Origin of the sequence: Cupriavidus cauae (assembly GCF_026210475.1) — a bacterium.
In the GTDB taxonomy this organism is placed as follows: domain Bacteria; phylum Pseudomonadota; class Gammaproteobacteria; order Burkholderiales; family Burkholderiaceae; genus Cupriavidus; species Cupriavidus cauae.
The window spans coordinates 2,221,003-2,242,856 of the sequence record NZ_CP080293.1; the positions used below are offsets into that span (position 1 = coordinate 2,221,003).

The window sequence follows — 21,854 nt, forward strand, 5'->3', positions numbered from 1 at the left end:
CCTCTGGCGATTTGAACAATGACCTATCAACTCAACATTCAGCCCCTGGGTGCCACCATTGAGGTGGAGGAAGGGCAAACTATACTCGACGCGGCCTTGCGCCAAGGCATTTACATTCCGCACGCGTGTGGTCACGGGCTATGTGGAACCTGCAAGGTGCAGGTGTGTGACGGAGAAGTCGATCTCGGCGATGCGAATCCCTTCGCGCTGATGGACTTCGAGCGCGAGGAGCGCAAGGCGTTGGCCTGCTGTGCCACCTTGCTCGATGACACGACCATCGAGGCCGACATCGAGGAAGACCCGGACGCCGAAGTCATCCCGGTCGAGGATTTCAATGCCGAGGTGACACGCATCGAGCAACTCACACCGACGATCAAAGCCGTCTTCCTGAGACTCGATCAACCGATTCATTTTCAGGCGGGTCAGTACGTGCAACTTGAAATTCCCGAGTTGCGCCAGACACGGGCGTTTTCCATTGCCAATTCACCTGCGGACGTCGCAGCAACGGGGGAGATCGAGCTCAATATTCGCCGGGTTCCGGGAGGACAGGGCACGGGTTACATCCATGAACAACTGGCGGTGGGGAACATACTGCACGTGACGGGTCCCTATGGCCGGTTTTTCGTGCGCAGGTCAGCCGACCAACCCATGGTTTTCATGGCAGGTGGTTCAGGCCTGTCGAGCCCTCGGTCGATGATTATCGACTTGTTGCAAAGCGGATGGAGCAGGCCTATCACTCTGGTCTATGGCCAGCGCAATGAGGCAGAACTGTATTACGACGAGGAGTTCCGCGAGCTCAGCCAGCGGTATTCGAACTTCAGCTACGTGCCGGCACTATCGGAAAAAGCAGAAGGTGCGACGCATCCCTTGGCGCAGGGTTTCGTTCACGAGGTCGCCAAGGCTCATTTCGGGAACAACTTTTCCGGCCACAAAGCCTATTTGTGCGGGCCGCCGGCGATGATCGACGCCTGCGTCACGACCCTGATCCAGGGCCGGTTGTTCGAACGCGACATCTATTTTGAGAAGTTCATTTCCGCAGCCGATGCCCAACAAGTACGCAGTCCGCTTTTCAAGAGGGTGTGATCGTGACTACTCAGGACGGGAAGGTCAACGTGACCGTCAAGCAGACCGGCGAGCGTTTCAGCTGCGCTCTCGGTGAGTCTCTGCTTTCCGGCATGGCACGCCTTGGGCGTCGCGGCATACCAGTTGGTTGCCTTAGCGGCGGGTGCGGGGTGTGTAAGGTCGCGGTGTGCAGAGGCAGCGTGCGCAAAACTGGAGCAATGAGCCGTGCGCACATTTCCGAGGCGGAAGAAGCGCAAGGTGTGGTGCTGGCGTGCCGGGCGGCTCCCACTGATGATGTGGAACTGGAGGTGGTCGGCAAGATGCAAAAGCCCTTTTTCAAAGGGTTGAGCTTTCAGGTAGCCCAAGATTCAACGAAATAAGCCGAAGGAGATAGACCATGGGTGTGATGCGAATCGGCCATGCCAGTCTGAAAGTGATGGACATGGCGTTGGCAATCAAGCACTACGAAAACGTCCTGGGAATGAAAAGGACGATGGAGGACGAACATGGAAACGTGTACCTCAAGTGCTGGGACGAATGGGACAAGTACTCCGTTATTCTGACGCCGTCCGATCAAGCAGGGCTCAACCATGTCGCCTACAAGGTTGAGCACGATGCCGACCTGGACGCGCTGCAAAAGCGTATCGAAGCCTATGGCTTCAAGACACAAATGCTCCCCGAAGGTACCCTTCCTTCGACCGGTCGTATGCTGCAGTTCAACCTGCCGAGCGGACATGAGATGCGTCTGTTTGCGACGAAGGAATATGTGGGCACCGGAGTCGGAACGACCAATCCTGACCCGTGGCCCGATGACGTCAAGGGGGCAGGCGCCCATTGGCTGGATCACTGCCTATTGATGTGTGAACTCAATCCGGAGACGGGCGTGAATCGGGTGGCGGAAAATACCCGGTTCATGAAGGAATGCCTGGGCTTTTATCTGGCTGAGCAAGTTATGGTAGGTCCGGATAGTAGCATTCAGGCTGCAACGTGGATGTTCCGCACGTCCACGCCGCACGACATCGCTTTCGTAGGTGGGCCTCGCAATGGTTTGCACCACATTGCCTTCTTCCTCGACTCGTGGCATGACGTACTGAAATCGGCTGACGTCATGGCCAAGAACAAGGTCAAGATCGACGTGGCGCCGACGCGCCATGGGATTACCCGCGGGGAGACGATCTATTTCTTCGATCCAAGTGGGAATCGCAACGAGACCTTTGCCGGCCTGGGCTACCTCGCTCAACCTGATCGGCCTGTGACGACCTGGACGGAAGAGCATCTCGGCAGCGGCATCTTCTATCACACCGGTGAGTTGGTCCAGTCATTCACCGAGGTTTACACCTGACTGCCACGCAGGAGATAGCACATGACTCAGGCTGACTCACTTCATAGCGTCGAGGCGCGGCTGATCAACTGGCCTGCGGCTAACCGCGTCGTCGAGGCAGCTGCGCTGCACGCGCAGCGCCTCGGCGTATGCGTGAACATCGCGGTGGTCGATGTGGCGGGGAATCTTGCCGCGTTTCTGCGCATGCCTGGAGCGCCGTTGCACTCCATCGAGATCGCCATCGACAAGGCATACACGGCAGCCAGTTTCGGCTTACCGACCAGTCGGTGGAGTGAGGCCTTGCTGAGTCATTCCGAAGCGGTCCGCCAAGGCATCGTGCGAAGGCCCCGCTTCATCGCCTTCGGCGGTGGTTTGCCGATTGTTGAAAGTGGCCATCGCATCGGGGGTATTGGCGTGTCTGGCGGTACCGAAGAGCAGGACGAGCACTGTGCGCAAGCCGGATTGAGCCTGCTAGGTCTAACTCAAACCTGAATCTTTCCGGAAAGTCGACTGCCGCCGCGACCACATTTGCCTAAGAGACTGTTTCAAAAAGACGGCTCAGCGCGCCTGAAGATGTTCCAGCAGACGAGAGAGCAGCCGAGTTTTAGGAACGCTTCGTGAATGTCGGCTCGACGTTCGAAGCGAATGCGAAGACGACGAAAGTTGTGAAGCCACGCGTGAGTACGTTCGACAACCCAGCGGAATTTGCCCAAGCCACTGCCGTGTTCTGTCCGGCGCTTGGCGAGCACCGGTTTGATGCCGCGCTCGCGAAGCCGCTGACGATGCGGCTCGGAGTCGTAGCCACGGTCTGCGTAGATGACTTTGGGCTTTTGAAGCGGGCGACCGCGCACGCCGCGAATTGGCGGGATCGCGTCGACGAGCGGCAGCAGTTGGGTGACGTCGTTGCGGTTCGCCCCGGTCAGGATTGCGCTGATGGGGACGCCATTTGCGTCGACGAGGATGTGATGCTTGGAACCTGGTCGCGAGCGATCCGTGGGGTTCGGACCAGTTTTTCGCCCGCCCCAACGGCTCGCACAGACGATGAATCGACGGCTGCTCGGGAGAAGTCGAGTTCGCCGGCCTCGCGTAACTTCGCCAGCAGTAGCTCGTGCAATCGCTTCCAAACGCCGGCCTTCTGCCAATCGCGCAAGCGCCTCCAGCAGGTCGGCCCCGACCCGAATCCCAACTTGGTCGACAGGTCGCACCAGCGTATGCCAGTCTTGAACACGAACAGGATGCCGTTCAGTGCAGCCCGGTTCGAAACCGGGAGCCGCCCTGGATATTTCTTGCGTCGCGGTTTCGGCGGCGGCAGCAAAGGTTCGATCAGTGCCCACAGTTCATCATCAATGATCGGCGCGCTCATCCCCTCGGTTCCAGTTGTTCAGATGGCCAAGGTTAACAGCTTGCCGAAAAGGTTAACAGCCCCCCGGGGCTCTTTTTGAAACGGTCTCTAACAAGGAAGTTTACTGAAACATCATGCTGATTACCGATCCCCAAGCGACCGCGAGCACTGGAAACCAGTCCGTCGCTCGTGCTAAAGAAATCCACAACTTCATCAACGGCGAATATGTGCCGGGTCAGCGTTGGTTCGAGAAGCGCTCGCCGTTGAACAACGCGGTCATTGCCAAGGTGGCCGAAGCCGGCCGTGCCGAAGTCGACGCGGCGGTGGCTGCGGCGCAGGCCGCGCTCAAGGGAGCATGGGGGCGCATGAGCTTGGCCCAGCGCGTGGAAGTGCTGTACGCGGTGGCCGACGGCATCAACCGTCGTTTTGACGACTTCCTTGCCGCTGAGGTAGAGGACACGGGCAAGCCTATGAGCCTGGCGCGGCATGTGGACATTCCGCGTGGGGCGGCCAATTTCAAGATCTTCGCCGATGTGGTGAAGAACGTGCCCACTGAGTTTTTTGAAATGCCTACACCGGATGGTGTCGGGGCGATCAACTACGCCATGCGTCGACCGGTCGGGGTGGTCGGGGTGATCTGTCCATGGAACCTGCCGCTGCTGCTGATGACCTGGAAAGTCGGCCCAGCGCTGGCCTGTGGCAACACCGTTGTGGTCAAGCCCTCCGAAGAGACGCCGCAGACCGCTGCATTGCTGGGCGAAGTGATGAACGCGGCGGGCGTGCCGCCAGGGGTCTACAACGTCGTGCACGGCTTCGGCCCCAGCTCCACCGGCGAATTCCTCACCACCCACCGCGGCATCAACGCCATCACCTTCACCGGTGAAACCCGCACGGGTGCGGCCATCATGAAGGCCGCGGCTGACGGTGCGCGCCCCGTGAGTCTGGAGATGGGCGGCAAGAACGCTGCCATCGTGTTTGCCGATTGCGACTTCGACGCCGCCATTGAAGGCACGCTGCGCTCGTGCTTCGCCAACTGTGGCCAGGTCTGCCTGGGTACGGAGCGGGTATATGTCGAGCGCCCTATCTTTGATCGTTTTGTCTCCGCGCTCAAAAAAGGCGCTGAAGGCATGCAGCTCGGCCGCCCGGAAGATCCGGCCACCGGCATGGGCCCGCTGATTTCGCAAGAGCATCGTGACAAGGTGCTGTCGTATTACAAGAAGGCGGTTGAAGCGGGCGCGACGGTGGTGGCGGGCGGCGGTGTACCCGATATGCCGGACGCGCTCAAAGGCGGCGCGTGGGTACAGCCCACCATCTGGACGGGCTTGGGCGACGACTCGGTGATTGCCCGCGAGGAGATCTTCGGCCCTTGCGCGCTGGTCATGCCATTCGACAGCGAAGAAGAGGTGATCCGCCGTGCCAACGATAACGACTACGGCCTGGCCACGGCGATCTGGACCACCAATCTGTCGCGTGCGCACCGCGTGGCGGGGGCCATCGAGGTCGGCATTGCGTGGGTGAACTCCTGGTTCCTGCGCGATTTGCGCACGCCGTTCGGCGGGGCCAAGCAGTCGGGTATCGGGCGCGAGGGCGGAGTCCACTCGCTGGAGTTCTACACGGAACTCAAAAACGTTTGCATCAAATTGTGATCATGGACAAAACTCAAATCACCGAGCTTGGCGACGCCCTGTATCAGGCACTGACCACGCGAACCGTGCTCGATCCGCTGACCGAGCGCCACCCCGATATGACGATCGAGGACGCCTATCACATCCAGCAGCGCATGATCGAGCGTCGTGTGCAGGCTGGTGAAACCATCATCGGCAAGAAGATCGGCGTGACGTCAGCGGCCGTGATGAACATGCTTGGCGTGTATCAGCCGGATTTCGGCTACATGCTCGACGGCATGATCTACAACGAAGGGCAGTCGATCGAGATCGGCACGCTGATTCAGCCGAAGGCCGAAGGCGAGATCGCGTTCATCCTCAAGAAAGACCTGATGGGGCCGGGGGTGACCAACGTGGACGTGCTGGCGGCGACCGAATGCGTGATGCCGTGCTTTGAAATTGTCGATTCGCGCATCCGCGACTGGAAGATCAAGATTCAGGACACCGTGGCGGACAACGCCTCCTGTGGCGTATTCGTGCTGGGTGATCACGCGGTCGATCCACGCAAGCTCGACCTGACGCTGTGCGGCATGGTGATGGAGCGTAATGGCGAGATTATCGCCACGGGCTGCGGCGCGGCGGCACTGGGCTCACCGGTCAACGCCGTGGCCTGGCTGGCCAACACGCTGGGGCGTCTGGGCATTGCACTCAAGGCGGGCGAGGTGATCTTGTCCGGCGCGCTGGCGGCGATGTTCCCGGCCAAGGCGGGCGACAGTTTCCGCGTCAGTATTGGCGGTCTGGGCGGTTGTTCGGTCCGGTTTCACTGAACGCGCCCGGCCAGGCACCACGCCCGGCCGTTGTCGGATGCCGTGCGTAAAAGTCATTTTTATAGGAAGGACAAGGTCATGAAAAAGATCAAATGTGCGCTGATCGGACCAGGCAATATCGGCACCGATCTGCTGGCCAAGCTCAAGCGCAGCTCGGTGCTGGAGCCGGTGTGGATGGTGGGCATCGACCCGGAATCGGAAGGGCTGAATCGAGCCCGTGAGCTCGGCATCAAAACCACGGCGGAAGGTGTCGACGGGCTGCTGCCGCATGTGCTGGCCGATGGTGTGCAGATCGCGTTTGATGCCACCAGTGCATATGTTCACGCGGAAAACGCGCGCAAGCTTAACGCGCTGGGCGTGATGATGATCGATCTGACGCCGGCGGCAATTGGCCCGTACTGCGTACCGCCGGTCAATTTGAAAGGGCACCTGGGCAAACGCGAGATGAATGTAAACATGGTCACCTGTGGCGGGCAGGCCACCATTCCGATGGTCGCTGCGGTCTCGCGCGTGCAGCCGGTGGCATACGCAGAAATCGTCGCGACCGTATCGAGCCGATCGGTGGGGCCCGGCACGCGCAAAAACATTGACGAATTCACGCGGACCACGGCCGGCGCGGTGGAAAAGGTGGGGGGCGCGAGGAAGGGCAAAGCCATCATCATCATCAACCCGGCGGAGCCTCCGCTGATGATGCGCGACACGATTCATTGCCTGACCGAAAGTGAGCCGGATCACGAGAAGATTACCGAGTCGATTCACGCGATGATCAGGGAAGTCCAGAAGTACGTGCCCGGTTACCGGCTGGTCAACGGCCCGGTGTTTGACGGCAAGCGTGTGACGGTCTTCATGGAGGTGGCGGGCCTGGGGGACTATCTGCCCACGTACGCCGGCAACCTGGACATCATGACCGCTGCCGCGGCCCGGACCGCCGAGATGTTTGCCGAAGAGATGATTGCCGGCAATCTCACGCTCGAACCGGTTGTCGCTTGAGCCGTCAAGGAGAACAGAGATGAACCTGCAAGGAAAAAAAATCACCGTCCACGACATGACGTTGCGTGACGGCATGCATCCGAAGCGCCATTTGATGACGCTGGAGCAAATGAAAAGCATCGCCTGCGGCCTGGACGCAGCCGGGATCCCCCTGATTGAAGTCACGCACGGCGATGGCCTGGGCGGCTCGTCGGTCAACTATGGCTTTCCGGCCCACAGCGATGAAGAATATCTGGGGGCCGTGATCCCGCTCATGAAGCAGGCCAAGGTCTCGGCTTTACTGTTGCCGGGCATCGGCACCGTCGATCATCTGAAGATGGCCAAGGAGCTTGGCGTGCACACCATCCGGGTGGCTACGCACTGCACCGAGGCTGACGTGTCAGAGCAGCACATTGCCCTGGCGCGCAAGCTTGAGATGGACACGGTGGGCTTCCTGATGATGGCGCATATGAACAGTCCTGAAGGGCTGGTCGGGCAGGCAAAGCTGATGGAGTCGTACGGCGCCAACTGTGTCTACATTACCGATTCGGCTGGCTACATGCTGCCCGATGATGTCAGGGCCCGCCTTGGCGCGGTGCGTGAGGCGCTCAAGCCGGAGACGGAACTGGGCTTTCACGGCCACCACAATCTGGCGATGGGGATCGCCAACTCCATTGCGGCCGTTGAGTGTGGCGCCACCCGCATCGACGCCGCCTCGGCTGGTCTCGGTGCGGGTGCGGGCAACACGCCGATGGAGGTGCTGGTCGCCGTATGCGACCGAATGGGGATTCAGACCGGAGTGGATGTGTGGGCCATTCAGGACGTGGCCGAAGACCTGGTCGTGCCGATCATGGACTTCCCCATCCGGATCGACCGCGACTCGCTCACCCTGGGTTACGCCGGGGTCTACGGGTCGTTCCTGCTGTTTGCCAAGCGCGCCGAGCAAAAGTATGGCGTACCGGCGCGCGAGATCCTGGTCGAGCTTGGGCGCCGGGGCATGGTCGGTGGCCAGGAAGACATGATTGAAGACACGGCCATCACGCTGGCCAAAGCGCGTGCGTCAAAGGCGCAGAAGGTGGCGGCATGAAACTGGATCGCACCACCATTGCGCGCCTTGCAGAGCACCTCGAGAACTGCGAGCTCCACGCGCAAGACACGCTCAAGATCACCGATGAGCATCCCGAGATGGATTGGGATGACGCTTACGCGATCCAGGACGAGATTCGCCGCCGCAAGCTGGCCCGCGGCGGGAAGATCGTTGGGCTCAAAGCGGGGCTGACCTCGCACGCCAAAATGAAGCAGATGGGGGTTGAGAGCCCTGTCTTCGGCTTCATGGCCGACTATTACGCGATCCCCGATGGCGGCACGTGCAAGACCGAGGCGCTGATCCATCCCAAGGTCGAGCCGGAAATCGCCTTTGTTACCAAAGCGCCGTTGAAAGGCCCGGGCTGTCATATTGGAGCGGTGCTGGCGGCGACTGACTTCGTGATGCCGGGCATCGAAGTCATTGACTCGCGCTACCGCGATTTCAAGTTCGATCTCAAAAGTGTGGTAGCGGACAACACGTCGGCCGCACGCTTTGTGGTGGGTGGGCGCGCACTGCCAGTGTCTGAGGTGGATCTGCGCACCGTCGGCATCGTGCTGGAGAAAAACGGTGAGCCGGTTGCGTTCGGGGCGGGCGCCGCGGTGCTGGGCCACCCGGCCGCGGCGATTGCGATGCTGGCCAATCATCTGGGCGCGCGTGGCGAGGAGATTCCGGCGGGCAGTTTGATTCTGTCAGGGGGGATCACGGAGGCCATTGCCGTGCGAGCGGGGGATGCCATCGCCCTGCGGGTGCAGGGGATGGGCGGCACCGGTTTGCGCTTCGTTTAAAGGAGATAGCCATGCCGATTGCGCAGCTGTACATCATCGAAGGCCGCGATGCGGAAAAGAAGGAGCGGCTGATCGCCGAGGTCACCGAGGCGATCCATCGCGCGATTGATGCGCCGGTGGAGTCCATCCGCGTGCTCATTACCGAAATGCCGAAAGAACACTTTGGAATCGCGGGTCAAAGCGCCAGGAAGCGAGGGCGTTAGGACGTTATGTGTGTGGTGTGTTGAGGGCCAGTTGGCCTTAGAAATTATGGAGACTGAAAATGGCTTTGTTAAATCGGATGGACTGGTACGACCTTGCCAGGACGACTAACTGGTCGCCGAAGTACGTCACGGAGAGCGAGCTTTTTCCGCCCGAGCTCAGTGGAGATCACGGCATTCCCATGGAAAAGTGGGAGACCTACGACGAACCATACAAGCAGACTTACCCGGAGTATGTCAAAGTCCAACGCGAGAAGGACGCTGGCGCGTACTCCGTGAAGGCCGCGCTCGAGCGCAGCCAGATCTATGAAAGATCTGATCCGGGTTGGCTTACGGTGATGAAGCAGCATTATGGTGCCATTGCCCTCGCCGAATATTCCGCCTCGAGCGCCGAAGCGCGGATGATGCGCTTCTCCAAGGCACCGGGCATGCGCAATATGGCGACCCTGGGAAGTATGGACGAAATTCGTCACGGTCAGATCCAGCTCTACTTTCCTCATGAGCACGTCTCGAAAGACCGTCAGTTCGACTGGGCTGCCAAGGCCTTCCATACCAACGAATGGGCAGCGATTGCCGCACGTCATTTCTTCGATGACATCATGATGACGCGCGACGCGATCAGCGTCGCCATCATGCTGACCTTCAGCTTTGAAACCGGCTTCACCAACATGCAGTTTCTTGGGCTGGCGGCAGACGCTGCGGAGGCCGGGGATCACACATTCGCCAGTCTGATCTCGAGTGTGCAGACCGACGAGTCGCGCCATGCACAGATCGGCGGTCCAACGCTCCAGATTCTGATCGAGAACGGCAAGAAAGCCGAGGCCCAGAAAAAGGTTGACATCGCTTTTTGGCGCGCGTGGAGGCTGTTTTCGGTGCTGACTGGGCCGGTGATGGACTACTACACCCCGCTCGAGCATCGCAAGCAGTCGTTCAAGGAGTTTATGCAGGAATGGATTGTTGCGCAGTTTGAACGCGCACTGAGCGATCTGGGGCTCGACAAGCCTTGGTATTGGGACACGTTCCTGCAGCAGCTCGATCAGCAGCATCATGGCATGCATTTGGGCGTCTGGTATTGGCGTCCTACCGTCTGGTGGAACCCGGCAGCCGGCGTCACGCCCGCAGAACGGGATTGGCTGGAAGAAAAATACCCTGGCTGGAACGACACCTGGGGCCAGTGCTGGGATGTGATCATCGACAATCTGGTCGACGGGAACATCGCGCAAACGTACCCGGAGACGTTGCCGATCGTGTGCAACATGTGCAACCTGCCGATCAATTACACGCCGGGCAACGGGTGGGCCGTGCAGGATTATCCGCTCGAATACAACGGCAGGCTGTATCACTTCGGCTCGGAGCCGGATCGGTGGTGCTTTGAGCAGGAGCCGGAGCGTTATGCGGGCCATATGACTTTGGTGGACCGTTTCCTGGCTGGCTTGGTGCAGCCGATGGATCTGGGGGGCGCATTGGCTTACATGGGTCTGGCACCCGGCGAAATCGGTGATGACGCCCACGGCTACTCATGGGTGGACATTTACAAGAAGATGCGCATGAAGAAGGCAAGTTGAGCACTGCTGCCTGAAGAGCCGGTGGTATGACCACCGGCTCAACCACCAACCAAACAGAGGACTCCAAAATGGCTTTGTTTCCCTTGAGCTCCAATTTCGAAGGCGACTTCGTGCTTCAACTGGTGGCGGTCGATACCGAGAACACCATGGACGAAGTGGCGACCGCTGCTGCGCATCACTCCGTTGGACGGCGTGTGAAAGCGCGTCCCGGGCATATCCTGCGGGTGCGCCGGCAAGGTAGCAAGGAATGTTTGCCCCGAACGATGAAAGTGGCTGATTCGGGCCTCAAGCCGACCGAGTGTGTTGAGGTCATCTGGGAACCCGCCCAGCAATAACCAGGCATTCGGCAGTTGATGTGCTGGGGCCCCTTCATCAATAGAAAGGAAGTTCATGACATTTAAGAAAGTGTGCTCTCTGGACGATCTTTGGGAGGGCGAAATGGAGTCGTTCGAGGTCGATGGGCAGGAAATTCTGATGGTTTGGCCGCAGGGCGGCGACCTGAAGGCGTTCCAAGGTATTTGCCCACACCAGGACATTCCGCTCATTGAAGGCAAATTCGACGGCAAGACGGTGATCTGCAGGGCGCATCTTTGGCAGTTCGATGCCTGCTCTGGAAAAGGTATCAACCCGTCGGACTGTGCGCTGGCCGAGTACCCAATCAAGATCGAAGGCGATGCGGTATTTGTGGAAACCGAGGGTGTGAAGCCGCTGTTCGCACATACGTGAGCAGCATTCGGTCCGCCAATTCGAAAGCAAGGAGAAAGCTGTGACTAAAAACGATATTGCATCGGCCCACCTTAACAACAGGGTGGGTCCGGTCATGCGTGCTGGGGAGCTCGCTGAGGCAGTAGTTGAGGCAGCGCGAGAGGACAACCCTGGCAAGGAAATTCGCGTGGACGACAAGCGCGCCTATTTGCGCATCGACACCGACGGGGAGTTAATCCTGCGCCGCGAAACGATTGAGCGGGCGCTGGGCCGGCCGTTCAAAATGCCTGACCTCGAGGTTGAATTGAGTTCGTTTGCCGGGCGTATTGAAACTATGCCCGATCAGGTCCGCTTCTACTTTGAGAAGCAAGTCTGAGTAGCGGTACCGGACAACATCCGCCCCACCAAGTAAAGATTCGAGGAGACAAGCATGTCTGAAGTTCAAGTTCTCAAGCCGCTCAAGACCTGGAGTCATCTCGCGACGCGGCGCCGCAAACCGAGCGAATACGAGATTGTTTCCACCAATTTGCACTACAACAAGAGGGATCCGAATGCTCCCTACGAGCTCGATCCGGATATGTGGATGAGCCGCTGGTTCAAGCAGCACACCCTCAATAGTCCGCTCAAGCACGACGATTGGAACGCGTTCCGCGATCCGGACGAAGTCATCTATCGCACGTACAACCTGATGCAGGACGGCCAGGAGACGTATGTCTTCGGGTTGTTCGACCAGTTCAATTCCCGTGAACATGATAAGTCGCTGGATCCCCGCTGGGCTGGTAAGCTGGCCCGGCTATATACCCCGGCCCGCTACCTGTTCCACACGCTGCAAATGGCCTCCGCTTACGTCGGCCAGATGGCTCCAGCGAGCACTATCACCAACTGCAACTATTTTCAGATGGCCGATTCTTTCCGCTGGTTGAGCCATACGGCCTATCGTACGAAAGAGTTGTCGCTAGCATTCCAGGACAAGGGCTTTGGTAGCGACGAACGTAAATATTGGGAAGATGACGTCGCCTGGCAAGGCTTCCGTGAGCTTATGGAAAAGGTTCTCGTAACATGGGACTGGGCCGAAGCGTTTGTGGCGCTCAACCTGGTCGCCAAGCCTGCGGTGGAGGAATCGGTGCTGCGCAAGCTGGGCGAGTCCGGACGCCATAACGGAGATACTTTGCTAGGCCTGTTGACGGACGCCCAACTCATCGACGCGGCACGTCACAGGCGTTGGGCCACGGCGTTGGTCAAGATGGCGCTCGAAAAGCCAGGTAACGCCGAAGTTATCAAGAATTGGATTGCCAATTGGGAATCGCTCGGCGATGCGGCTATCGATGCCTATTGCAGCACGCTTGCCGATGTACCAGACGCCTCGGAGTCGGCCAAGTCGGCGACTCGAGAGTTTCGTCGATCCCTGGGTCTGTAAGGAAAGACTTCCAGCCGATGCTGTCTCAGGGGACCATCAAGAGCGCCTGGATCACGCGCTCTTGGTGATCTTGACAGCGTAATCACAGGGATTTCATGTATGTCTGAACATCAAATACTCATAGAGGGAGAGAAAAATGCCTTTGTCCAGGCGGGGGAAGACACTGTCCTGCGGGCAGCTTTGCGCGCCGGAATAGGATTTCCCTATGAGTGCAACTCGGGCGGGTGTGGCAGCTGCAAGTTTGATCTTCTGGACGGAGAGGCCGAGAATCTTTGGCCAGACGCGCCAGGGCTGACCGAACGCGATCGCCGTAAAGGTCGTCTGTTAGCGTGCCAATGCAGAGCCAAGGGGAACATACAGATAAAGGTGCGCGTCGAGGCGGACCATCAAGCTCAAGTGAGGCCGAAGCGACTGCTGGCCAAGTTTGTGGAATCGCATGAAGTCACCCACGACATTCGCGAATTTCGCTTTGTGACGGATGGCCCGGCCACCTTCTTGGCGGGACAGTATGCGATGCTTTCGGTCCCTGGTGTGACCGCGCCGCGAGCCTACTCCATGTCTAACACCGGCAATGATCGAGGCGAGTGGCATTTCCAGATCCGGCGCGTGCCGCAAGGTAAAGCGACAGAGCAGTTGTTCCATCACCTTCGTGCGGGCGATCAACTGGAGATCGATGGACCTTACGGCCTTGCTTTCTTGAGAACGGAGGCCCCACGCGACATTGTTTGCGTAGCGGGCGGGTCGGGTCTTGCACCGATGGTGTCAATTGCACGTGGCGCGTCGCAGTCCGGCATGCTGGAAACACGCCATCTCCATTTTTTCTATGGTGGGAGAACGCCGTCAGACATTTGCGGAGAATCGTTCCTGCGCATGTTACGTGGCTACGACGAACGCATTCATTTTTACCCCGTCGTGTCTTTGCCGGGTGAGGCCTCCGGATTTCAGTGGAGCGGTGAAACGGGATTTGTTCATGACGTGGTTCGGCGTGTGTTCGGGGATACGCTGTCAAATTTTGAGTTTTATTTCGCCGGTCCTCCACCTATGACTCAGGCTCTTCAGGAGATGTTGATGATCGGCTACTGTGTTCCTTTCGAACAGCTTCATTTCGATCGTTTCTTTTAATGAAGCGTCCACACGACTTGCGAATTAATGTCAATGCAAGTCTATTAATCAGAGGAGAGTAATCGATGAAACTGTACTACAGTCCTGGCGCTTGTTCGCTTTCACCGCACATCGTATTGCGTGAAATGGGCTTGACATTCGAGCTCGAAAAAGTGGATCTGCAAAGCAAAAAGACCGAGAGCGGTTCTGACTTTCGCAGCGTCAACCCCAATGGTTATGTGCCGCTGCTGGTTCTCGACGATGGGCAGGTGCTCACGGAAGGTCCGGCGATCGTACAGTACTTGGCCGATCGGGCTCCCGAAGCGCGGCTTGCGCCTGAAGCCGGGACGATGGAGCGCTATCGTTTGGTGGAATGGCTAAACTTTATTTCGACCGAGCTTCACAAGGCTTTTGCACCGCTTTTCAATCCTAAAACGCCGGAAGAATGGAAAGCCATCGTAAATGATTTGATCGCGGCGCGTCTGGCTTATGTTGAAAAAAAGCTCGGTGGTCAGGTCTATCTGATGGGAGATAACTTCACGGTTGCTGATGCTTATCTGTTCACCGTGCTGTCTTGGGGCAAGTGGGTCGGCGTAGATATCGGACGCTGGCCGACTTTGCAGAGCTATACGAATCGAATTTCTTCTCGCCCGACCGTGCAGGCCGCGCTCAAAGCCGAGGGTCTGATCTAACGAAGACCGGTTCTTGTTGCCCCAACTTTTTCGGAGTTTTGGGGTTCAAGATTTTCCTTTAGAGGCCAGTTCAAAAAGGCTGCTCCGTACGCCTGAAGATGTTCCAGCAGACGAGGGCGCAGCCGAATTTCAAGAATGCTTCGTGAATGTCAGCTCGACGATCGAAGCGTATGCGAAGACGACGGAAGTTGTGGAGCCACGAGTGAGTCCGTTCAACGACCCAACGGAATTTGCCCAGACCACTGCCATGTTCAGTGCGGCGCCGTGCGATCACCGGTTTGATGCCGCGTTCGCGCAATCGTTGACGATGCGGATCGGAATCGTAACCACGATCGGCATAGATGACCTTGGGTCTCTGAAGTGGTCGGCCGCGCGCGCCACGGATCGGGGGAATCGCGTCGACGAGCGGCAGCAACTGGGTGACGTCGTTGCGGTTCGCGCCTGTCAGGATGGCGCTGATGGGAACGCCATTGGCGTCTACGAGGATGTGGTGTTTGGAACCGGGTCGCGAGCGATCCGTGGGGTTCGGGCCAGTTTTTCGCCCGCCCCAACAGCTCGTACCGACGAGGAATCGACGGCAGCGTATGAAAGATCGATCTGCCCGGCCTCGCGCAACTTGTCGAGCAGCAGTTCGTGCAGTCGATCCCATACGCCTGCTTTGCGCCAGTCGTTCAGTCGTCGCCAGCAGGTCGCGCCGGAGCCAAAGCCCAATACGGTCGGCAGGTGGTTCCATCGCAGTCCGGTTTTCAACACGAACAGGATGCCATTCAACGCCGCCCGATCCGATACGCGTGGGCGACCAGGATGCCCTTTGCGCCGGGGCTTGGGCGGCGGCAGTAACGGTTCGATCAGTGTCCACAATTCGTCATCAATAATCGGCGCTTCCATCCCTTGGGTTCCGTTGTTCAGACATCCAAGGTTAACAGCTTACCGAGAAAGTAAACAGCCGCCTCAGGGGTTTTTGAACTGGCCTCTTAAGTATGAAGAGGGGTTGAGACATCAGGATACGGGAAGGTGAAAGCACCACTTATGCTAACTAATCTATAAGGAATCCAAAATGAAAGCCGCAGTCTATTACGGTCCGCAGGATATTCGCTGTACGGATATTCCAGACCCTGTCATTCGCTCCGACCACGAAATGCTAGTCAAAGTAACGGCCACATCGATATGTGGCTCCGATTTGCACCTTTACCGGGGCGCGCTTGATGGAATCATGGAAAAAGGCAAGTCCCAAACAGGTCATGAGTTGATCGGCGAAGTCGTGGAGGTCGGTAAGAGCGTCGGGCGCTTCAAGCAGGGGGATCGCGTCAGTATGGGGTACTCAGTCTCATGCGGCCACTGCTACATGTGCGAGGTTGGGCAGACCGCACATTGTGAGACTACCAAAAACGCAGTCTATGGATTCGGCATACCTTTCGGCAGCATCAATGGAACTCATGCGGAGGCCCTGATCGTCCCTCACGCGGATGGTCACGCGATGAATGTGCCGAAGGGAATTCCCGATGAAGCGGCGGTTACGCTTTCCTGCAACCTGCCGTCGGCAATCATCGCCAACCGCCTGGCCGATATCCAGGTCGGGGAGAATGTTGCACTGGTGGGCTGCGGGCCGACGGGTATGATGACTCTCGATATCGCGCTGCACAGAGGGCCAGGGCGCGTGGTTGTACTCGATAAGGTTGCCCATCGTCTTGACGTCGTGCGCAAAAAAGGGGGCGTGGCGATTGATGCGAACCAGGAAGACTGGAAAGAAAAAGCACTGGCAGAAACCGGCGGACGTGGCTTTGACAAAGTGATCGAGGTGGTCGGTTATCCCGAAACCCTACAGATGTGCCTCGATCTGGTTCGCCCCGGCGGAACGGTTGCCGCGATCGGCGTTTTCTGCGACTCAACTTTCAATCTGAATTTGGCCGATGTGTTTCTGCGCAATATCAGCTTGCACATGAATGGCTTCGCTAACGCCCAGCCTTACATGTGGGAGGCATTGCGGCTGATGGAGCGTGGTGTGATCAATCCGCAAGAGTACTTTTCACACGCGTTCGAACTTGCTGATGTCGACAAGGCATTCTCGGTCTTTCATCAGAAATCGGACAGCGCAATGAAGGTACTGATCCGGCCATAAAGCTGCTTCGACGTAAAGCGAGGGTGAGCGCGAGAACGCTCATACCATTATTAGAAAAAATCTGGTAAGGAGACGAAATTGAAGATCAATCAGAGTTGTGTCGCTGTGCGGGTGATCGTGGTTTTTTCGGTCGCGTTATTTGCGATGGGCACTGCGAAGGCTACTGACGTGTTCAATCTGGAGGGCTATGGCCCCGTGTCCCGCGCCATGGGGGGCACAGGCGTGGCGTACGACATTGGCGCGGCCGCCATGATGACGAACCCGGCGACGCTGGGCTTGATGGAGCAGGGGGCCTATCTAGATTTCGGGCTGGATGTCATCAACACCGATATCAACATACGAAACGCCGCCACCGGTGAATCAGTTTCTTCTGGCAATCACGGCAACAACAACGGCCCCTACTTCGCGCCCGAAGCCGCATTCGTGTATCGGGCCGGGAAGTATGCATTCGGCGTGGGGGCCTTCGCGGGAGGGGGACTCGGCACGCAGTACGGCGGCAGCAGCTTTCTGTCGCGCACGACCACCAACGGCATCAACACCGGCTTCGACAATTTTTCGCGTCTCCTGGTGTTGCGCATTCCGTTTGCCATGTCTTACGACGTCACGGACAAGCTGACGGTCGGCGGCTCGCTCGACGCGGTCTGGACCTCGCTGAATCTCGGCATGCTGCTGGATGCCTCGCAGATCGGTACGCTCGCGGCCCAGCACCGCGCGTCCGGCACGCTGCTGCCCGCGCTCGCCAGCGTGCCAGGCCTGTCGGGCGGGTATATCAACTCCGCGCATAACGGAATCGTGGGCGGCGGTGCCGATGCCTGGGGGATCGGCGGCAAGCTGGGCCTCACGTATCGCCTCACGCCGGACACCGTGTTTGGCCTGGCCTACAACTTCAAGACGCGCGTGGGCGATCTGGGCGGCCATGCAACGTTGTCGGCAGTAAGTTCCGTTGCCGGAAACATCCCGCTCGACGGTCAGATCACGGTCCACAGCTTCGAAATGCCCGCGCAGTTCACGGCAGGTATTAGTCACCGGTTAAACGATCACTGGAGCGTTTCGGCCGACTATCAGCGCGTGTTTCTCGCGAGCGTGTTCAAGGACATCAACGTGAGCTTCGTGCAGTCGGGCACGGGGGCGAACCTGAACCTGTCGCTGCCGCAGAACTACCGTGACATCAACGTGTTTGGCGTGGGGGCGGAATACCGCTACAACGCGAGCCTCGCGTTCCGTGCGGGCTTCCATTATGCGCAGGAAGCCATACCCAACAATATGCTGTTGGCCGTCATTCCCGCCATCCCGACCACGACCCTGACCGGCGGCGTCTCTTATGCGTTCAGCCAAAACAGCAAGATCGACCTCGGCATATCATTCGCACTGCAGAAGACCTTGACGAACACGAGTCAGCCCAACACCTCCGTGCCGATAAAGGTGACCCACTCGCAGATCAACGCAGCGGTGGCCTGGCAAAAACGGTTTTGATGCAGAGGCGGGCGCGGGTGGGGTTGACCCTGTAGGTCAGGACTGTCAGACACCGTTAAAGGCAAACATTGTGATTATTGACGTACCACGTTCATCGGCGAAATTTAAGCCCACAAGAGGTCGCGTGAGTCGGGAACAGCAATTTTTGTGTTCACGAAGCCGGACATTGAAGTCATGAATGACCAAAGACGTTTTTAGACATAATGTATTGGACCTGCCGTACCTCAAGCGACGCGGGTTAAGCTTGAGGCTAGTGTCCTGAATTTGACGCTCGTAGAAGGGAAACGGAAGCGGACGCTCGTGCAATGAGATCTACGCGAAAATCCGCTAGCCGTTCAGGAAGTGGTACTTCCCCCAGAGGGCGCGGTCTAGCGTAAGTCGCATTGCGCAGATGATTGCTCCGAGTCATCAGAGGTCGACAAACTATGTTTGACGAGTCAAATATACTGACGCATCGGGGATGCAAAGCACCTGCAGGCGTGGACGAACGCCTGGTTTGAGGCGGCCGTCGAACTAGGTTTTATCCGGTGGCCCTATGTACCCGACAAAGAAGTCGTCAAGCGTTTGCATGGCTACTTCAATGCAGGGTTGATGCCAATGGAAGCCGCCCAAGCATGCTTTGCGGCGAAGCATTGAGAAAGATCGATGATGATTCAACCAAGAAAAATCATACGAGGTTGTTAAGGGAAATCAAGTTATTGCTCGTTGCCGGATACTGGATATATGGAGTTGCAAATGTCGGATTCTTTAGAAATTGCGAATACAGTCACCGCAAATGGTATAAAAACCAATTATCACGATCGTGGTCAGGGAGTGCCTGTTCTTTTGATTCATGGATCGGGCCCTGGAGTAACCGCATGGGCGAACTGGCGCCTCACAATCCCTGAACTCGCGAAGCAGTTTCGCGTCATCGCACCGGACATGGTGGGCTTTGGATATACCGAGCGGCCGGTGGGTATCCGGTATGACATGGATACCTGGGTCGGGCATGCGCTCGGGTTGCTGGATGCGCTTGGCATTGACAAGGCTCACGTGGTGGGCAACTCTTTCGGAGGGGCTCTGGCCTTGGCGCTGGCCATCCGGGCGCCCGAAAGAGTGCGCCGATTGGTCCTCATGGGCAGCGTGGGTATCTCCTTCCCGATAACGGAGGGGTTGGACAAGGTTTGGGGCTACGTTCCGTCAATCGACAACATGCGAGAGTTGCTCGATGTTTTTGCGTTCGACCGCAATCTCGTAAATGACGACCTCGCTCGCCTGCGTTATGAGGCAAGCATCCGGCCGAACTTTCAGGAAGCGTTTTCAAGTATGTTTCCGGCACCGCGCCAGCGTTGGGTGGACGCTATGGCGAGCCGGGAGGAGGACGTCGGCTCGCTTCCGCACGAGACACTCATCATCCATGGGCGCGAAGACCAGGTCATCCCGCTGTCCAATTCCTATACACTGCTCAGACTGATTCCACGGGCGCAGCTGCACGTGTTCGGCCGCTGTGGCCATTGGACGCAGATTGAACATGGAGAGCGATTTAACCGGTTGGTCGGTGACTTCTTCTCGGAAGAGGCGCTTTAAGCCTCCGCGCGGAGGCCTTTGGGGGGCGTTCAAGTGACGCCAACGGCATGTGGCAACGAACGGTCCCCCAATTAGGTTTTCGTTCCAGGCAGGTTTACGCACCCGGTGAGAGCGTGCGAGACGATGAACTTTTAAGAAAGAGCCCTGACTGGCGATTTCCTGAGGAGGGAACATGAAGGAGGAGAAAGGGAAAGCGGGAGAAATAGACAGAGGAATACCGCTTTTCGTGCCAGATGTAGTGGCTGATCTGCATTTTCCGGACATTCGGGATCTGGCGGAACGGCTTCGTTTCAATCCTGCGGACGGTCGCATCTGGCTCGACGATCGTCGAATGGTCTTGATCCATACGGACGCGTTTGCTTCACTGCGACAGGAACTCATCGAAGCTTTAGGTAGCGATGCTGCGCGCGGATTGCTGACCCGCATGGGATATCTATCGGGTTCTCGGGATGCCGCGCTCGCACGAAAGGTTCGCGGGCAAGACAGCGCATTTGATGCCTTCGCGGTAGGTCCTCAACTTCACGCCCTGGAAGGCATCGTCCTGGTAGAACCTGTCAGAGTGGATATCGACAGCACCACCGGTCAGTATTACGGGGAATTTCTGTGGAAAGACTCGTCCGAGGATGAGGCTCACATATCCGTGTACGGCATCGGCTCCGAACCAGCCTGCTGGATGCAGATTGGCTACGCGTGCGGCTACACGAGCGCTTTCATGGGCCGGCGTATTCTATACCGGGAAGTCGAATGCCGCGCGATGGGCAATACATTATGTCGAATCATTGGAAAGCCCGTGGACGAGTGGGACGCCCCCGATGCGGATCTTCGGTATATGCTGCCACAATCTCTGGAGAAACGTCGCTTTGTCGCGTTGAAAAGTTCAGGGCCAGCCCCGACTGACTCTACAGATCATGAGTGTGTGCCTTGCAAGCCTGACGAAGTGCCTGTCAAAGAAGGACCAATAGGGGCGTCTGCTGGATTCAACGCAGTGATGCACAAAATATTCAGAGTGGCTCCCACTAGTGCGACCGTTTTACTGATGGGCGAGAGCGGCGTGGGCAAAAGCCTGTTTGCTCGGGAACTGCACAACAGAAGTTCGCGTGTAGGGAAACCATTCGTTGAATTAAATTGTGCAGCTCTTCCCGATTCGCTGATTGAATCGGAGCTTTTTGGTGTGGAGCGAGGGGCATTCACCGGCGCATCCGATGCCCGCGTTGGGCGTTTCGAAAGCGCAAACGAAGGGACCATTTTTTTGGATGAGATTGGTAATCTCAGTCTAACCGCTCAAGCGAAGCTATTGAGAGTTTTGCAAACGGGGGAGATGGAGCACCTCGGGAGTTCAAAGACGGTTAAGGTAAATGTTCGGGTAATTACTGCGACTAATGACAACCTCAAACAGGCGATAAAAAGCGGGCGTTTTCGTGAGGATCTTTTCTACCGGCTGAATGTATTTCCAATTGTTATTCCACCTTTGCGTGAAAGAAAGGATGATATCCCGGTTTTGCTGGAATTTTTCATAAAGAAATTTTCAAAAAGGCATGGTCGGTCCCTCAAGGGCTTATCCAATCGTGCGCTTCATCTATTGCTGGATTACTCGTGGCCCGGGAATATCCGCGAGATGGAAAATGTGCTCGAACGTGGCGTTATCCTCGCCGAGGAAGGCGGTACGCTCGATGTATGCCACTTGTTTAGTAGCGGTGACACCGTGGAATGTAAGGGTGCTTTTGGTTTAAGCGACCTTGGGTCGCTTGCCCTCGATTCCATATCGACGAGCGCTCCCCCCGAGACGATCCGCAAGAGCGGAGAAGCCCCGGAGGGGCTCGAGGATTGGGCAGCGCTTGCTGTACAGATGAACAAAGCGACACTTTGCGAGGTCGAAGATGCGCTCGTACGCGCGGCACTCAAAGCCGCGAACGGGAACATATCAGAAGCCGCACGTCTTCTCGGATTGACACGCGCGCAACTCGACTACCGTGTCAAGAAGTTGAACAATTCAATGCCAATCTCGACGGAGAAGTAGAG

Annotated in this window: 23 protein-coding genes; 21 read left to right on the forward strand and 2 right to left on the reverse strand. The window is 57.8% G+C overall.

The genetic code is table 11. The features are described 5' to 3' along the window. Nucleotides 1-18 precede the first annotated feature (18 nt). From KZ686_RS09995 to KZ686_RS10010, 4 genes are read left to right on the forward strand one after another with little or no spacing between them, the layout of a single operon-like run. Nucleotides 19-1,083, forward strand: coding sequence for an NADH:ubiquinone reductase (Na(+)-transporting) subunit F (locus KZ686_RS09995; protein WP_069746426.1), 1,065 nt, complete (start codon nt 19-21; stop codon nt 1,081-1,083). Between the two features lie 2 nt (nt 1,084-1,085). Next, on the forward strand, nt 1,086-1,442 hold the full coding sequence (locus tag KZ686_RS10000; protein WP_035486348.1) for a 2Fe-2S iron-sulfur cluster-binding protein: 357 nt from the start codon (nt 1,086-1,088) through the stop codon (nt 1,440-1,442). Between the two features lie 17 nt (nt 1,443-1,459). Then, a complete protein-coding gene (locus KZ686_RS10005; RefSeq protein ID WP_021159336.1) occupies nt 1,460-2,404 on the forward strand; it encodes a catechol 2,3-dioxygenase in 945 nt (314 codons plus the stop codon). A gap of 21 nt (nt 2,405-2,425) precedes the next feature. Continuing rightward, nucleotides 2,426-2,875: a GlcG/HbpS family heme-binding protein gene (locus KZ686_RS10010; RefSeq protein ID WP_011516089.1), complete on the forward strand. Its 450-nt coding sequence runs from the start codon at nt 2,426-2,428 to the stop codon at nt 2,873-2,875. Nucleotides 2,876-2,928: 53 nt separating this feature from the next. On the opposite strand, the gene KZ686_RS10015 is transcribed toward KZ686_RS10010, so the two are convergent. Further along, nucleotides 2,929-3,746 (reverse strand): IS5-like element ISJp4 family transposase gene (locus KZ686_RS10015; RefSeq protein WP_086004422.1). Its coding sequence is split into 2 segments (ribosomal slippage): nt 2,929-3,398 and nt 3,398-3,746, totalling 819 coding nucleotides; the frame shifts between segments, so codons are not numbered across the junction. Between the two features lie 113 nt (nt 3,747-3,859). Between KZ686_RS10015 and KZ686_RS10020 the strand changes: the two genes are divergently transcribed. From KZ686_RS10020 to gstA, 13 genes are all read left to right on the forward strand, one after another. Further along, nucleotides 3,860-5,371, forward strand: a complete 1,512-nt coding sequence (locus KZ686_RS10020) for a 2-hydroxymuconic semialdehyde dehydrogenase (RefSeq protein ID WP_021159335.1) — start codon at nt 3,860-3,862, stop codon at nt 5,369-5,371. A 2-nt stretch (nt 5,372-5,373) separates the two neighbouring features. Next, on the forward strand, nt 5,374-6,156 hold the full coding sequence (dmpE, locus tag KZ686_RS10025; protein WP_042974940.1) for a 2-oxopent-4-enoate hydratase: 783 nt from the start codon (nt 5,374-5,376) through the stop codon (nt 6,154-6,156). Between the two features lie 78 nt (nt 6,157-6,234). Next, on the forward strand, nt 6,235-7,146 hold the full coding sequence (locus tag KZ686_RS10030) for an acetaldehyde dehydrogenase (acetylating) (protein ID WP_035486339.1): 912 nt from the start codon (nt 6,235-6,237) through the stop codon (nt 7,144-7,146). Between the two features lie 19 nt (nt 7,147-7,165). Next, nucleotides 7,166-8,212, forward strand: coding sequence for a 4-hydroxy-2-oxovalerate aldolase (gene dmpG, locus KZ686_RS10035; protein WP_021159332.1), 1,047 nt, complete (start codon nt 7,166-7,168; stop codon nt 8,210-8,212). Further along, nucleotides 8,209-8,997: a 2-oxo-3-hexenedioate decarboxylase gene (gene dmpH, locus KZ686_RS10040; RefSeq protein ID WP_095423708.1), complete on the forward strand. Its 789-nt coding sequence runs from the start codon at nt 8,209-8,211 to the stop codon at nt 8,995-8,997. The genes dmpG and dmpH overlap by 4 nt, the downstream gene beginning before the upstream one ends. A gap of 11 nt (nt 8,998-9,008) precedes the next feature. Then, a complete protein-coding gene (locus KZ686_RS10045; protein ID WP_011516083.1) occupies nt 9,009-9,200 on the forward strand; it encodes a 2-hydroxymuconate tautomerase in 192 nt (63 codons plus the stop codon). A 59-nt stretch (nt 9,201-9,259) separates the two neighbouring features. Beyond that, on the forward strand, nt 9,260-10,762 hold the full coding sequence (locus tag KZ686_RS10050; RefSeq protein ID WP_035480067.1) for an aromatic/alkene/methane monooxygenase hydroxylase/oxygenase subunit alpha: 1,503 nt from the start codon (nt 9,260-9,262) through the stop codon (nt 10,760-10,762). Between the two features lie 68 nt (nt 10,763-10,830). Then, nucleotides 10,831-11,097 carry a toluene-4-monooxygenase system B family protein gene (locus KZ686_RS10055; RefSeq protein WP_021159329.1) on the forward strand — a complete coding sequence of 89 codons (267 nt, stop codon included), beginning with the start codon at nt 10,831-10,833 and terminating at the stop codon, nt 11,095-11,097. Between the two features lie 55 nt (nt 11,098-11,152). Further along, entirely contained in the window at nt 11,153-11,488 is a 336-nt protein-coding gene (locus KZ686_RS10060; RefSeq protein WP_011516080.1) for a Rieske 2Fe-2S domain-containing protein, read from the forward strand. A gap of 40 nt (nt 11,489-11,528) precedes the next feature. Then, nucleotides 11,529-11,843, forward strand: coding sequence for an MmoB/DmpM family protein (locus tag KZ686_RS10065; protein ID WP_035480072.1), 315 nt, complete (start codon nt 11,529-11,531; stop codon nt 11,841-11,843). A 54-nt stretch (nt 11,844-11,897) separates the two neighbouring features. Next, the gene (locus tag KZ686_RS10070) at nt 11,898-12,884 is read left to right on the forward strand and encodes an aromatic/alkene monooxygenase hydroxylase subunit beta (RefSeq protein ID WP_011516078.1); all 987 of its coding nucleotides are present in this window, start codon (nt 11,898-11,900) and stop codon (nt 12,882-12,884) included. Between the two features lie 99 nt (nt 12,885-12,983). Then, nucleotides 12,984-14,006 (forward strand): 2Fe-2S iron-sulfur cluster-binding protein, encoded by a 1,023-nt coding sequence (locus KZ686_RS10075; protein ID WP_011516077.1) that lies wholly within the window; start codon nt 12,984-12,986, stop codon nt 14,004-14,006. Nucleotides 14,007-14,071: 65 nt separating this feature from the next. Beyond that, complete coding sequence (gene gstA / locus KZ686_RS10080; RefSeq protein WP_069746428.1) at nt 14,072-14,677, forward strand: glutathione transferase GstA; 606 nt, start codon at nt 14,072-14,074, stop codon at nt 14,675-14,677. 70 nt (nt 14,678-14,747) lie between these two features. Here the strand turns inward: gstA and KZ686_RS10085 are convergent. Then, nucleotides 14,748-15,565, reverse strand: a protein-coding gene (locus tag KZ686_RS10085; protein WP_085960479.1) for an IS5-like element ISRme6 family transposase whose coding sequence is annotated in 2 segments (ribosomal slippage) — nt 14,748-15,217 and nt 15,217-15,565 — 819 coding nt in all. Because the reading frame shifts where the segments join, the coding sequence is not laid out codon by codon here. Nucleotides 15,566-15,734: 169 nt separating this feature from the next. Here KZ686_RS10085 and KZ686_RS10090 point away from each other — a divergent pair. From KZ686_RS10090 to KZ686_RS10105, 4 genes are all read left to right on the forward strand, one after another. After that, nucleotides 15,735-16,796 carry an alcohol dehydrogenase gene (locus KZ686_RS10090; RefSeq protein ID WP_011516074.1) on the forward strand — a complete coding sequence of 354 codons (1,062 nt, stop codon included), beginning with the start codon at nt 15,735-15,737 and terminating at the stop codon, nt 16,794-16,796. A 78-nt stretch (nt 16,797-16,874) separates the two neighbouring features. Continuing rightward, a complete protein-coding gene (locus tag KZ686_RS10095) occupies nt 16,875-18,269 on the forward strand; it encodes an OmpP1/FadL family transporter (protein ID WP_011516073.1) in 1,395 nt (464 codons plus the stop codon). Between the two features lie 735 nt (nt 18,270-19,004). Then, nucleotides 19,005-19,835 (forward strand): alpha/beta fold hydrolase, encoded by an 831-nt coding sequence (locus KZ686_RS10100; RefSeq protein WP_011516071.1) that lies wholly within the window; start codon nt 19,005-19,007, stop codon nt 19,833-19,835. Between the two features lie 172 nt (nt 19,836-20,007). Then, the gene (locus tag KZ686_RS10105) at nt 20,008-21,852 is read left to right on the forward strand and encodes a sigma-54-dependent Fis family transcriptional regulator (RefSeq protein WP_011516070.1); all 1,845 of its coding nucleotides are present in this window, start codon (nt 20,008-20,010) and stop codon (nt 21,850-21,852) included. The last annotated feature ends 2 nt before the right edge of the window (nt 21,853-21,854 follow it).